Below are 12,918 nucleotides of genomic sequence, written 5' to 3'. Positions count from 1 at the left end.
CCGGCACTCCACGAAAAAGGGCGCCTCGGCGCCCTTTTTTCATGCCCGCGTTTCAGTCCTCGTCCACCTCGCGACCATCCAGCGGCTGGGCCGGGCGATGGTTGTCGGGGAACAGCTGGCGGAAGCGCCCGATCTGCGCCGTCGACATTTCCAGCGGCTGCTCGAAGATCACCCACTGCACGCCTTCGGAGCAGGGCGGGGTGGTCAGCGAGCCGGTGTAGAACAGGTGGTGCCCGCCAGTGGGCAGCAGGCGCGCCAGGTCCGGCGCCTGGCCGGCGTCGAGGTGGGTTTCGCTGGCGCCGCTTTGCGGCAGGGCGTTCCACAGCCCGGCCAGCTCGGGATTTTCCCGGCCGCGCTTGATCATCGCCGCGAGCACCAGCAGGTGCCCGTCCGGCGCGCGATTCACCAGGTGCATCTCCAGCGGGTAATGGTGGTGGTCGATGAGGTGTTCGCTGGGCGTGTGGAAATGGAACTGCGCCAGGCTGTAGGCCTGCCCCTTGTAGGTCAGGCCTTCGTCGCCGGCGGGGCTGGCCTGGATGGTATGGCCGTTGTTGATGACCTGCAGCGCCTGCTTGCCGTAGGCGATATGCAGGTCGTCGGGGTGCAGCGGGCGGGGCGTCAGCCTGTGCATGTCGAGGTCGATCGGCGACTGCGACTGGCCGGTGCCGCAGACGGGGCTGCCGAGACCGGCCCAGTGCGCGGGGCCCTGGTCACCCTGGTAGGACCAGTGGTTTTCGCTGGCGCGGGCGCCGGGTAGCAGCAGGCACAGCGAGGCCAGCAGCAGGGAAGAACGGTAGGGGAAACGCATCGATTGCTCCGGTGGACGAACGTGACCGGAGTCGAATTGTATGGAGATGTTTCACGAACGAAAGAGTGGCGCCGGTGAATCGGAGGATTCCTCGGCGCCTGCGGAAAATCCCGAGCCGGGGCGGCGGGATCAGATGCGGTAGGTGGTCTTGGTCATCACCTTGGACAGCAGCGACATGCCGAACTTCACCGGGCTCGGGAAGCGCAGGCCGCCGGCGTCGATGGCGCTGTTGGCGTGGTGCTCCTCGTCGACGCGCATCTGCTCGAGGATCGCGCGACTCTTCTGGTCCTCGGCGGGCAGTTGCTCCAGGTGTTCGTCCAGGTGCTTGCAGACCTGGTCCTCGGTGGCGGCGACGAAGCCGAGGCTGACACGGTCGCTGATCAGCCCGGCGGCGGCGCCGACGCCGAACGACAGGCCATAGAACAGCGGGTTGAGCAGGCTCGGGCGGCTGCCCAGCTGGCGGATGCGCTGTTCGCACCAGGCCAGGTGATCGACTTCCTCGTCGGCGGCTTCTTCCATGGCCTTGCGCACGCGCGGCAGCTTGGCGGTCAGCGCCTGGCCCTGGTACAGCGCCTGGGCGCAGACCTCGCCGGTATGGTTGATGCGCATCAGCCCGGCGATGTGCCGGCTGTCGGCGTCGCTGAGATCGGTGTCGGGCTGCACGATGGCCGGCGACGGGCGCGACGGCTGGCCGCTGAACGGCAGCAGGGTACGCAGCGCGGCGTCGGCCTGGAGCAGGAAGCGGTCGGCGGGGGAGTAGTGACGGTCGGCGGACATGGCGCACCTCCGAATAGGAAAACGATGGCCAGTTTAGCGGATTGCCGATGACAGGTCTTGTGAGGGGCGGCCACGCGCCGCCCCGCGCCGTGGGTCAGCCCGGCGGCCAGTGCATCTGGCGCTGGCCGAGCACGTGCATGTGGATGTGGTGCACGGTCTGCCCGCCAAGGTCGTTGCAGTTCATCACCACCCGGAAACCTTCCTCGCAACCCTGCTCGGCGGCCAGGCGCTGGGCGGTGAAGAGGATGTGCCCGGCCAGCGGCTTGTCGGCCTCGGTCAGTTCGTTGAGGGTGGCGATGTGTTTCTTCGGCACCACCAGGAAATGCACCGGCGCCTGCGGGCCGATGTCGTGGAAGGCGATGACCTGGTCATCCTCGTAGAGCTTGCGCGCCGGTATCTCGCCAGCCGCGATCTTGCAGAACAGGCAGTCCATGGAACCTCCTCCGGTCCGGTAACTGGTCGGCAGTTTAGCCGCCCGCTCCGGCGCCGCCCAGCGACCTCGGCGCTAGCGCGGCAGTACCGCGCGGTTGGCCTTGCCGGCGACCCAGCGCACCAGCCAGCGCGGCGCCAGGCGCGGGCTCCAGGTCATCAGGCGGTTGCGCCAGCCGGGGATGATGATGGCCTTGTTGCGCTGCAGCGCCTTGACCGCGATCAGCGCCACTTCCTCAGCGCTCATCATCAGCTTGCTGCCGTCCAGGCGGCCCACTTCGGCGCTGGCATTGCGGAAGAACGCGGTGCGCGTCGGCCCCGGGCAGAGCACCGAGACCTTGACCCCGTGGCGCTTGAGCTCCAGCCGCAGGCTCTCGGAGAAGTGCAGCACGTAGGCCTTGCTGGCGTAGTAGTTGCTCATCCAGGGGCCGGGCATGAAGCCGACCACCGAAGCCACGTTGAGGATCTGCCCGCCGCCCTGGCGCGCCATCTGGCCGCCGATGGCGTGGCACAGGCGGGCCAGGGCGAGGACGTTGAGCTCGATCATCTCCTGCTCGCGCGACCAGTCCTGCTCGATGAAGGCGCCGGCGCTGCCGAAGCCGGCGTTGTTCACCAGCAGCTCGATGTGCCGCTCGGACTGCTCCAGCTCATGCAGCAGGCCGGAGAGCTGCAGGGGCTCGGAGAGGTCGCAGACGCGGAACAGCACGTCCACGCCGAAACGCTGGGCCAGCTCGCAGGCGATGCTCTCCAGGGCGTCGCGTTGCCGCGCCACCAGGATCAGGGCCTGGCCGCGCCGCGCCAGGGCTTCGGCCAGGGCGAGGCCGATGCCGCTGGAGGCGCCGGTAATCAGGGCATAGCGTGGCATTGAGTGGTCTCCGCAATGGGGCGCGGATTCTAGCGCGCCCCTTTGGCGCGGGCTATTGCTCCGAGGCGTCGGTGTCGTCCGAGGAGTCGTCGGAACCTTCGTCGGCGGACTGCGGATCGGCCGCCTCGTCGGTGCTCTGGTTCTGCTGCTGGCTGTAGGCGGCTTCCTGTGCGCGGGTAACGTAGCCCTGGTAGGCGGGCAGGGCGACCGCCGCGACTATGCCGACCACCGGCACCAGGATCGAAGCCCAGGCCAGGCCGGTCACCCCACGGCTGTTCGGTGGCGGCGGCGGGCCGTAGCGGTTGGCGCCGGCGCTGCCGGGCACCAGCAGCATCAGCAGGGCCATGACGCTGCCGACCACCGGGACGAAGTTGAGCAGCCACAGCCAGCCGGACCAGCCGATATCGTGCAGGCGCTGCACGCCGAAGAACACGCTGACCGCGATCATGCCGACGCAGGCGGCGATCGCCAGCAGCATACCGAGCGTGGTGGATACCGCCGTGAGGGCGGCGATGATCGCGAACACCGGCACCAGGGCGAGGATCATGCCCATGCTCCAGCCCAGGTAGCGCACCCGACCGATACGGCCCTGGGCGCTGAAGTACTGCAGCTCGCCAAATTCCGCCAGGGCTTCGCCGACCGGCGCCTGTGGCGTGGCGTAGGGCGACTGGGCGCGTTGCGCGGAAGCGGGTGCGGTGGCCCGCGCGGGGGTGGCCGGCTCGGCGGGCTGGGTGGCGGCCAGCTCGGCCTGGCGCGCCAGGTACTTGTCGATGATGATCCCGCAGGCGCTGCATTCGCCGGACCTGGCCTGCTCATGGCCGCACTTGGGGCAGGTCATGCGCTGGCTGTCGTCGAGCTGCTGCGAGGCCTGGGCGGCCAGGGTCTCGGGGCTGGGGTGGTCCTCGGTCTCCACCAGCGACAGGCTGGCGCTCAGTTCCGATTCCTTGCGCGCGTTGGCGCCGGCGCCCTGCAGGGCTTGCAGGTACTTGTCGGCCTCCCCCGAGGAGAGCCCGCGCTTGAGCACCACCAGTTGGCCGCTGAACAGCGCCTCGATACGTTCGAGGTCGCTCTTGAACAGCCGGGCGAGATTTTCCTTGGCGGTTTCCAGCGGGGTCTGCGGCATCAGTGCGCCGTCGAACACGATCTTGTAGCGCGGTTCATCCATCGAGGGGCGTCCTTGTCGGTTGAAGGGCTGTACAGGCGATGCTACAGCCTAATCGCAGGCCGTAAGGGCAACAAGCCAGCATGTCTGGATTTGCGGGCCCGGTCAGGGACGCAGCAGGACGTTCAGCCCGTTGCCGCGTTGCAGCGCCTGGCGGTACTCGTGATCCAGGCGCGCCACCAGCTCTTCCACCGAGGGCAGGTCGCTGATGTTGCCGACGCCCTGGCCGGCCGACCACACGGTCTTCCAGGCCTTGGCTTCGTCATTGACCGGCTTGAGCTTCTCGCCGTAGTTCAGTTCGCCCTTCTCGTTGAGCCGCGCCATGTCGAAGCCGGCGGCCTCCAGGCTCTGGCGCATGAAGCTGGCCGGCACCCCGGACACCGCGGGGGTGTGGATGATGTCGGCGGCGCGGGCTTCCAGCAGCATCTGCTTGTAAGGGCCCGAGGCGTTGCTTTCGCGGGTGGCGATGAAGCGCGTGCCGAGGTAGGCGAGGTCGGCGCCGAGGATCTGCGCCGCGAGGATCTCGTGGCCGTGGTTGATGCAGCCGGCCAGCAGCAGCGTCTTGTCGAAGAACTGGCGGATTTCCGCGACCAGCGCGAAGGGGCTCCAGGTGCCGGCGTGGCCCCCGGCGCCGGCGGCCACGGCGATCAGGCCGTCGACCCCGGCCTCGGCCGCCTTCTCGGCGTGGCGGCGGGTGGTCACGTCGTGGAATACCAGGCCGCCATAGCTGTGCACGGCGTCGACCACCTCGCGCACCGCGCCCAGGCTGGTGATGACGATGGGCACACGGTGCTCGACGCACAGGGCCAGGTCCGCGTGCAGGCGCGGGTTGCTGTGGTGGACGATGAGGTTCACCGCGTAGGGCGCGGCCGTCTCGTCACCCGCCAGCCCCGCCTCGATCTCTTCCAGCCAGGCCTTGAAGCCACTGCTCTCGCGCTGGTTCAGCGCCGGGAAGCTGCCGACGATGCCACTGCGGCAGCAGGCCAGTACCAGTTGCGGGTTGGACACCAGGAACATCGGAGCGGCCACCAGCGGCAGGCGCAGGCGGCGGTCGAGCAGGGCGGGCAGGGTCATGGACGGACTCCGGTCAGGACATCAGAAAGGTTTCACCACCACCAGAATGACGATGGCCAGCAGGAAAAACACAGGGACTTCGTTGAACCAGCGATAGAACACATGGCTGCGACCGCTTTCGCCACGGGCGAAGCGCTTGAGCATGGCGCCGCAGGCGTGGTGATAGCCGATCAGCAACACCACCAGGGTCAGCTTGGCGTGCATCCAGCCCTGGGTCAGCCAGGCCGGGTTGAGGTAGAGCATCCAGGCGCCGAGGACGATCGTGAGGATCATCGAGGGGCCCATGATGCCGCGGTAGAGCTTGCGCTCCATCACGCAGAAGCGCTCGCGGCTGGGCTGGTCCTCGCTCATGGCGTGGTAGACGAACAGCCGCGGCAGGTAGAACAGGCCGGCGAACCAGCAGACCACGGCGATGATATGGAAGGCCTTCAGCCACAGGTAAAGCATCGATCACTCCTCGAGTCACGGTGAGCAGATAGTAGTGGCACGCAGGTTGAGCGTCATCCTGCTGTGGGTGCATTGGTGGCGTGGCGATTACACTGAGGCGGCCACCTTCCATCGTGCTCCTCGGCAAGGCACGCCGCTGGGTAGTCGGCAGCTACCCCAGTCCAGCTCATGTCCGACGACTCTCCCGCTCCATCCGACGCCGCCACACCGCAAACACCGGCCGCCGCCAGCCGCCGCAGCCTGTTCCGCCAATGGCGCCGGCACCGCCTGGTGCGGCCGTGGCGGCAAAACATCGCGTTCTGGCTCGGCGCGCTGCTGGTGGGCTTGGTGGCCCTGGCTTTCGCCCACCTGGCGGACCTCGCCAGCGCCACCTTCCGTGGGGTGGTCGCGCATAGCCAGTGGTGGCCGTGGCTGCTCTGCCCGGCGGGCTTCGCCGCGCTGGCCTGGCTGACCCAGGGCGCGCTGAAGAACACCCGTGGCTCGGGGATTCCCCAGGTGATAGTCGCCCTCGGCGTGCGTAGCAGCCGCACGCGCAACGCCCTGCTGTCGCTGCGCATCGCCGTCGGCAAGCTGGTGCTGACCCTGGCCGCGCTGCTGGTGGGCGCCTCCGCCGGGCGCGAGGGGCCCACCGTGCACATCGGCGCGGCGCTGATGTACTCGTTCGGTCGGCGCCTGGGGCTGTACGACAAGCGCACCGTCTCCGGGTTGATCCTCGCCGGCGGCGCGGCGGGAATCGCCGCCGCCTTCAACACGCCCCTGGGTGGCGTGGTGTTCGCCATCGAGGAGCTGAGCAAGACCTTCGAACAGCGTTTCAGTGGGCTGGTGCTGACCGCCGTGCTGCTCGGCGGTGTCGTCACCCTGGGGTTGATGGGCGGCTACAGCTACTTCGGCAAGCTCTCGGAAAGCATGCCGTTCGGGCCGGCCTGGGCCGCTGTGGTCGCCTGCGGCGTGCTCGGCGGTCTGCTCGGCGGCATCTACTGCCGCTTGATCCTGCCGACCAGGAGCGGTCCGTTGAGCTTCATCACGCGCTGGCGCGGGCGCTGGCCGGTGCGCTTCGCCGCCGCCTGCGGGCTGCTGCTGGCGTTGCTGGGGTTGTGCTCGGGACAGCACATCTTCGGCACCGGCTACGCGGAGACCCGCTCGATCCTCGAAGGCACGCCGGTGGTGGGCCAGGATTTCCTGCTATGGAAGTTCCTGGCCAACGTGGTGTCCTTCGTCGCCGGTATTCCCGGTGGGCTGTTCTCTCCATCGCTGACCGTCGGCGCCAGCCTGGCGCCCTGGCTGGCGCCGCTGATCCCTGGCGCGGCCCTGCCTGCGGTGGGGTTGCTGGGCATGTCCGCCTATCTCGCCGGGGTGACCCGCACGCCGTTGACCGCCAGCGTGATCACCATCGAGCTGTCCCACAGCCCGGACATGCTGCTGCCGATCCTCGCCGCGACCCTGCTGGCCAGCGCCATTTCCCGGCGCATCAGCCCGGTGCCGATCTACCACGCGCTGGCCCGGCAGATGCTCGAGACCCTGCCCTCCGCCAAACGGCCCGCCGAGCAGGCCTGATCGGCCTGTTCAGGCGGGGCCGGCGCTCTTATCATTGGCGGTTCTGAGTGAGCCCCATATGGCGGAGTGACGGACAGATGATCAAGGTCGGTATCGTAGGTGGTACGGGTTATACGGGTGTGGAACTGCTGCGTCTGCTGGCCCAGCATCCCGAGGCGCACGTCGAAGTGATCACTTCGCGCTCCGAGGAGGGCGTGAAGGTCGCCGACATGTACCCGAACCTGCGAGGCCACTACGACTACCTGTCCTTCAGCGTGCCCGACGTGCAGCGCCTGGGCGCCTGCGACGTGGTGTTCTTTGCCACCCCGCACGGCGTGGCCCATGCCCTGGCCGGCGAGCTGCTGGCCACCGGCACCCGGGTCATCGACCTGTCCGCCGACTTCCGCCTGCAGGATGCCGAGGAATGGGCCAAGTGGTATGGCCAGCCCCACGGCGCGCCGGACCTGCTGCCCGAGGCCGTCTACGGCCTGCCGGAAGTGAACCGCGAGGCCATCAAGTCGGCACGCCTGATCGCCGTTCCCGGCTGCTACCCGACCGCCACCCAACTGGGCTTCATCCCGCTGCTGGAAGCCGGCCTGGCCGACAGCTCGCGGCTGATCGCCGACTGCAAGTCCGGCGTCAGCGGCGCCGGTCGCGGCGCCAAGGTCGGCTCGCTGTTCTGTGAGTCCGGCGAGAGCATGATGGCCTACTCGGTCAAGGGCCACCGCCACCTGCCGGAAATCAGCCAGGGCCTGCGCCGCGCCGCCAAGGGCGATGTCGGCCTGACCTTCGTGCCGCACCTGACCCCGATGATCCGTGGCATCCACGCGACCCTCTACGCGCACGTGGCCGATCGCGGCGTCGACCTGCAGAAGCTGTTCGAGGAGCGCTACGCCAACGAGCCGTTCGTCGACGTGATGCCCGCCGGCAGCCATCCGGAAACCCGCAGCGTGCGTGGCGCCAACGTCTGCCGTATCGCGGTGCACCGTCCGCAGGGCGGCGATCTGGTGGTGGTGCTGTCGGTGATCGACAACCTGGTCAAGGGCGCCTCCGGCCAGGCCATCCAGAACATGAACATCCTCTTCGGCCTGGACGAGCGCCTCGGCCTGTCCAACGTCGCCCTGCTGCCCTGACGCGGTGCCCGGGCTCACGGCGCGGGAGCCCGTCCCGGGGAATGTTCGACCAAGGATTGACCTGGCTTAGTTGACCATTTTTCTCGGGTAAGCGGATAATAGCCCGCAATGTTGTAACGTACGGCCTCGGCCGGGAGACATGTGACATGACCATCGAGACCTTCACCCCCACCCCCCTGATCTTCTCCAACGGGGCCGCAAACAAGGTGAAGACGCTGATCGACGAAGAGGGCAACCCGCGCCTGAAGCTGCGCGTCTTCGTCACCGGCGGCGGCTGCTCGGGCTTCCAGTACGGCTTCACCTTCGACGAAGACACCGCGGACGATGACACCGTGGTCGAGCGCGACGGTGTCAGCCTGGTGGTCGACCCGATGAGCTTCCAGTACCTGGCCGGCTCCGAAGTGGACTACCAGGAAGGCCTGGAAGGTTCGCGCTTCGTCATCAAGAACCCGAACGCCGCCACCACCTGTGGCTGTGGTCAGTCGTTCTCGATCTGACGAACCCGGAAAGGAAAACGCCGCGCATCTGCGCGGCGTTTTCGTTTGATCAGGCCGGGTAGAGCGCGCCGAGTATCCGTGGCCCGGCGGCGCCGGTGACCTCGGGGCAGTTGCCGGGCAGGCGCTCGAGGAAGCGATGCGCCAGCCAGGCGAACGCCATGGCTTCCATCCACTCCGGCGCCACGCCGTATTCGGCGGTGCTGACGACTCGCGCGTGCGGCAGATGGGCGGCCAGGCGGCCCATGAGCGCGCCGTTGAAGGCGCCGCCCCCGCATACCAGCACCTCTTCGCAACCCGGCTGCGCGTGCAGCAGGGCTTCGGCGATGCTGCGTGCGCTCAACTCCAGCAGCGTGGCCTGGACATCTTCGGCGGGTACGGTAGGGCCCTCGGCGAGACGGGTCTTCAGCCAGGGCAGGTTGAAACGCTCGCGACCGGTGCTTTTCGGCCCGCGGGTGGCGAAGAAATCATCGGCGAGAAAGCGTTGCAGCAATTCCGCGTCGACCCGGCCGCTCGCCGCCCAGGCGCCATCGCGGTCGTAGGCGTCGCCGCGCTGGTCGTGAATCCAGCTGTCCAGCAGCACGTTGCCGGGGCCGCAGTCGAAACCGCGCACCGGCTCGCCGGGGGCCAACAGCGACACGTTGCTGAAACCGCCAATGTTGAGCACGGCGCGCTGCCGCTGATCGCCGAACAGGGCGCGGTGGAAGGCCGGTACCAGCGGAGCGCCCTGGCCGCCGGCCGCGACATCGCGACGACGGAAGTCGGCGACCACGTCGATACCGGTCAGCTCGGCGAGCAGGGCGGGGTTGTCGATCTGTACGGTGAAGCCGCGCTGCGGCTCGTGGCGCACGGTCTGGCCGTGACTGCCGATGGCGCGAATGGCCGAGGGTTCCAGTTGCTGGCGCTGCAGCAGTTCCTGGATGCCCAGGGCGGCGAGCCGCACCCAGGCGTTCTCGGCGCAAGCGCCGCGGGCGATCTCGTCGGGGCCGCTGGCGCACAGGGCCAGAAGCTCGGCGCGAAGCTCCGCGGGCATGGGAAGGTAGTGGGAAGCGAGCAGGGTGGTGGAATGATCACCCTGCTCGACGAGGGCGATGTCCAGGCCATCGAGGCTGGTACCGGACATCACCCCCAGATAGAGCGGCATGGCTTAGCGCTGCTGCTCTTGCTGCTTGTTCATGGCCAGGGCGGTGCCCTTGCCCTGCTCCATGCGCGCCATCAGCGGCTGGGTCTGGGCCATGAAGCGCTTGCGGTCGGGGCCTGCCAGCGGGTCTGCCATCGGCAGTTTGGCGCTCAGTGGGTCGACGTACTGGCCGTTCACGTGGAACTCGTAGTGCAGGTGCGGGCCGGTGGCCAGGCCGGTCATGCCGACGTAACCGATGATCTGCCCCTGCTTCACGGCGACGCCGCTGCGAATGCCCTTGGCGAAGCGGCTCATGTGGCCGTAGACGGTCTGGTAGGTCGAGCCGTGCTGGATGACCACTGCGTTGCCGTAGCCGCCCTTGCGCCCGGCCTCGAGCACCTTGCCGTCGCCGGTGGCCTTGATCGGCGTACCGATGGGCGCGGCGTAGTCGACACCCTTGTGTGCGCGAATCTTGTTCAGGATCGGATGCAGGCGCCCCATGGAGAAGCGCGAGCTGATGCGCGCGAAGTCCACCGGGGTGCGGATGAACGCCTTGCGCATGCTGGTGCCGTCGGCGCGGTAGTAGCTGGTGTTGCCGGTCTTGTTGGTGAAGCGCACCGCGGTGTATTCCTTGCCGCGGTTGATGAAGCGCGCGGCGAGGATGTTGCCGGTGTCGACCTGGCGGCCGTTGACCACCTTCTTCTCATAGACGACGTCGAACTGGTCGCCTTCGCGCAGGTCCAGGGCGAAGTCGATGTCGTAGCCGAAGATGTTCGCCATCGCCATGATCAGGTCATGGGACAGTCCCGCTTCCTTGCCCGCGGTGAACAGCGAGCTGTCGATGCGGCCGTGGGCGTAGGCGGTCTGCACGTCCGGCTTGGTCAGGTCGCGTTTGAACGCATAGCCCTTGGCGGTCTTGTTCAGGCTGATGGTTTCCAGGTCGCTCTGCTTGATGCGCAGGCCCTGCAGTTCACCCTTGGGCGTCACCAGGAATTCCACCTCGTGACCGACGTCCAGGCGCGTGAACTGCTTGGCGTCCTTGCTGCTGGCCAGCACGTCGTGCACGACGCCAGCCGGCAGGCCGGCCTTGGCGAAGACGGTGGAAAGGGTGTCGCCCTTGCCCACAGTCACGCTCTTCCAGCCCGGTTCGGCGGGAGTGCTGGGTTTGGATTCGCTGGAAGCCCCGAGTTCGTTCTTTTCTTCTGCTTTCGCGTCTTTTACGGCGCTGTCGTTATCGTTCTGACCTTCGATCTGTGCGAAGGGAGAGCTCTCGCCCTCGGTGACCTGCGTGCTTCGCAGGTCGTCTTTTTCCTGAATGATGCGGTCGGAACCGCTTTCCAGCTCCAGATTGAGCGTGGTCTTCTTCGCCTCGACTTCACTCGAGGGGAACACCAGCAGAGCCAGGCTGAGGAGCGCTGCTACACCGCTTGCGGCCAGCAGGTGGCTCTTCGGATAGTAGGGCGCTTTCTGATTCGATTGCGTCATGGCGTGAGTGGTGTTTTTGGAATGTGAAATAACTGCCTAAAATATAACCAAATTTCCCTTGAAGCAAGCCTATCGTCCAGGCTTTGGCGCCATTTCCCCGTACGCCGGGCAAAACTTGTTTTTAGTGCCCGATCTTGTATGGTTGGTTCCCTTTTGAATGCCGGAAAAACGGAACGGGAACTGTGATGAAGTCGGTCGAAGAGCAGCTGGCGCTGATCAAGCGTGGTGCGGATGAACTCCTGGTGGAGGCCGAGCTGGTCGAAAAGCTCAAGCGCGGCCAGCCCCTGCGGATCAAGGCGGGCTTCGACCCGACCGCGCCGGACCTGCACCTCGGGCACACCGTCCTTATTAATAAGCTGCGCCAGTTCCAGGATCTGGGTCACCATGTGATCTTCCTGATCGGTGACTTCACCGGGATGATCGGCGACCCGAGCGGCAAGAGCGCCACCCGTCCGCCGCTGACCCGCGAGCAGGTGCTGGAGAACGCCGAGACGTACAAGTCGCAGGTCTTCAAGATCCTCGATCCGGCGAAGACCGAGGTGGCCTTCAACGCCACCTGGATGGACAAGCTGACCCCGGCTGATTTCATTCGTCTCGCCTCCCAGTACACCGTTGCCCGCATGCTCGAGCGCGATGACTTCAGCAAACGCTATGCCAGTAACCAGTCCATCGCCATCCACGAGTTCCTCTATCCGCTGGTCCAGGGCTACGACTCGGTAGCGCTGCGCGCCGACGTCGAGCTGGGCGGCACCGACCAGAAGTTCAACCTGCTCATGGGGCGCGAGCTGCAGCGCGCCTACGACCAGGAGCCGCAGTGCATCCTGACCATGCCGCTGCTCGAAGGCCTGGACGGCGTGAAGAAGATGTCCAAGTCGCTGGGCAACTACATTGGCATCCAGGAAGCTCCGGGTGTCATGTACAGCAAACTTGTTTCCATTCCGGACACTCTGATGTGGCGTTACTTCGAGCTGCTCAGCTTCCGTTCGATGGATGAGATCAATGCTCTGCGCAAGGATGTCGAGGCTGGCGCCAACCCGCGCGACATCAAGATCAAGCTGGCGGAAGAGATCGTCGCCCGTTTCCATGGCGAAGAAGCCGCGGCCAACGCCCACAAGTCGGCGGGCAACCGCCTGAAGGAAGGCGAGCTGCCGGAAGACCTGCCGGAAGTGGAAGTGGCCTCCGCCGAAGACCTGCCCATCGGCTCGGTGCTCAACCGCGCCGGCCTGGTGAAGAACTCCGCCGTGGCCCGCGACCTGCTGAGCGCCGGCGGTGTGAAGGTGGACGGCCATGCGGTGGACCGCAGCTTCGTCTTCAAGCTGGGCGCTACTCATATAGTGCAGGCCGGCAAGAAGGCCTTCGCCAAGGTCAGTCTGGTCGCCGAGTAAATACTTTCAAAAAGTCGTTGACGGGGATTTTTATCTCCCTATAATGCGCACCACTCTCAGCGACGAAGCGCTTAAAGAGCTTGAAAATCAAGCACTTAAGCAGGTTCGAAGTTGGAGTGGTGATCAGGCAGGTGGTTCACTTGCCGCTTTTCAGTTTGTGCTTCGGCAGTGAGTTGAAAAGAAGATCGCCGAGGTGCTTGACAGTG

General features: G+C 66.7%; 13 protein-coding genes. 4 read left to right on the top strand and 9 right to left on the bottom strand.

Features of this window, described 5'->3' with window-relative positions; all coding sequences use genetic code 11:
• Nucleotides 1–52: 52 nt before the first annotated feature.
• From P3W75_RS06615 to hemJ, 7 genes are all read right to left on the bottom strand, one after another.
• Entirely contained in the window at nucleotides 53–808 is a 756-nt protein-coding gene (locus P3W75_RS06615) for a carbonic anhydrase (protein WP_276226566.1), read from the bottom strand.
• A 129-nt stretch (nucleotides 809–937) separates the two neighbouring features.
• Nucleotides 938–1,585, bottom strand: coding sequence for a 2-polyprenyl-3-methyl-6-methoxy-1,4-benzoquinone monooxygenase (gene coq7, locus P3W75_RS06610; RefSeq protein WP_276226565.1), 648 nt, complete (start codon nucleotides 1,583–1,585; stop codon nucleotides 938–940).
• A 94-nt stretch (nucleotides 1,586–1,679) separates the two neighbouring features.
• On the bottom strand, nucleotides 1,680–2,018 hold the full coding sequence (locus tag P3W75_RS06605; protein ID WP_276226564.1) for a histidine triad nucleotide-binding protein: 339 nt from the start codon (nucleotides 2,016–2,018) through the stop codon (nucleotides 1,680–1,682).
• A 72-nt stretch (nucleotides 2,019–2,090) separates the two neighbouring features.
• Nucleotides 2,091–2,879 (bottom strand): SDR family NAD(P)-dependent oxidoreductase, encoded by a 789-nt coding sequence (locus P3W75_RS06600; RefSeq protein ID WP_276226563.1) that lies wholly within the window; start codon nucleotides 2,877–2,879, stop codon nucleotides 2,091–2,093.
• A gap of 52 nt (nucleotides 2,880–2,931) precedes the next feature.
• A complete protein-coding gene (locus tag P3W75_RS06595; protein WP_276226562.1) occupies nucleotides 2,932–4,044 on the bottom strand; it encodes a DUF805 domain-containing protein in 1,113 nt (370 codons plus the stop codon).
• Nucleotides 4,045–4,146: 102 nt separating this feature from the next.
• Entirely contained in the window at nucleotides 4,147–5,115 is a 969-nt protein-coding gene (locus tag P3W75_RS06590; RefSeq protein ID WP_276226561.1) for an NAD(P)H-dependent flavin oxidoreductase, read from the bottom strand.
• Between the two features lie 21 nt (nucleotides 5,116–5,136).
• Nucleotides 5,137–5,562, bottom strand: coding sequence for a protoporphyrinogen oxidase HemJ (gene hemJ, locus P3W75_RS06585; RefSeq protein WP_276226560.1), 426 nt, complete (start codon nucleotides 5,560–5,562; stop codon nucleotides 5,137–5,139).
• 168 nt (nucleotides 5,563–5,730) lie between these two features.
• Between hemJ and P3W75_RS06580 the strand changes: the two genes are divergently transcribed.
• The 3 genes from P3W75_RS06580 to erpA all read left to right on the top strand — a co-directional run bounded on the left by P3W75_RS06580 (nucleotide 5,731) and on the right by erpA (nucleotide 8,725).
• Entirely contained in the window at nucleotides 5,731–7,116 is a 1,386-nt protein-coding gene (locus tag P3W75_RS06580; RefSeq protein ID WP_276226559.1) for a chloride channel protein, read from the top strand.
• Nucleotides 7,117–7,193: 77 nt separating this feature from the next.
• Nucleotides 7,194–8,228: an N-acetyl-gamma-glutamyl-phosphate reductase gene (gene argC, locus P3W75_RS06575; protein ID WP_276226558.1), complete on the top strand. Its 1,035-nt coding sequence runs from the start codon at nucleotides 7,194–7,196 to the stop codon at nucleotides 8,226–8,228.
• 146 nt (nucleotides 8,229–8,374) lie between these two features.
• Entirely contained in the window at nucleotides 8,375–8,725 is a 351-nt protein-coding gene (gene erpA / locus P3W75_RS06570) for an iron-sulfur cluster insertion protein ErpA (RefSeq protein WP_043254994.1), read from the top strand.
• Between the two features lie 49 nt (nucleotides 8,726–8,774).
• On the opposite strand, the gene P3W75_RS06565 is transcribed toward erpA, so the two are convergent.
• Together P3W75_RS06565 and P3W75_RS06560 are read right to left on the bottom strand one after the other, a co-directional pair.
• Nucleotides 8,775–9,866, bottom strand: a complete 1,092-nt coding sequence (locus P3W75_RS06565) for an anhydro-N-acetylmuramic acid kinase (RefSeq protein WP_276226557.1) — start codon at nucleotides 9,864–9,866, stop codon at nucleotides 8,775–8,777.
• Nucleotides 9,867–9,869: 3 nt separating this feature from the next.
• A complete protein-coding gene (locus P3W75_RS06560) occupies nucleotides 9,870–11,327 on the bottom strand; it encodes a peptidoglycan DD-metalloendopeptidase family protein (RefSeq protein WP_276226556.1) in 1,458 nt (485 codons plus the stop codon).
• Between the two features lie 185 nt (nucleotides 11,328–11,512).
• Between P3W75_RS06560 and tyrS the strand changes: the two genes are divergently transcribed.
• Nucleotides 11,513–12,712, top strand: a complete 1,200-nt coding sequence (gene tyrS / locus P3W75_RS06555; protein WP_276226555.1) for a tyrosine--tRNA ligase — start codon at nucleotides 11,513–11,515, stop codon at nucleotides 12,710–12,712.
• Nucleotides 12,713–12,918: the final 206 nt, after the last annotated feature.

Origin of the sequence: Pseudomonas citronellolis (assembly GCF_029335315.1) — a bacterium.
Classification (GTDB): Bacteria; Pseudomonadota; Gammaproteobacteria; order Pseudomonadales; family Pseudomonadaceae; genus Pseudomonas; species Pseudomonas citronellolis_A.
The sequence above is the reverse complement of the archived record's forward strand: the minus strand, read 5'-3'. Positions and strand labels throughout refer to the sequence as shown.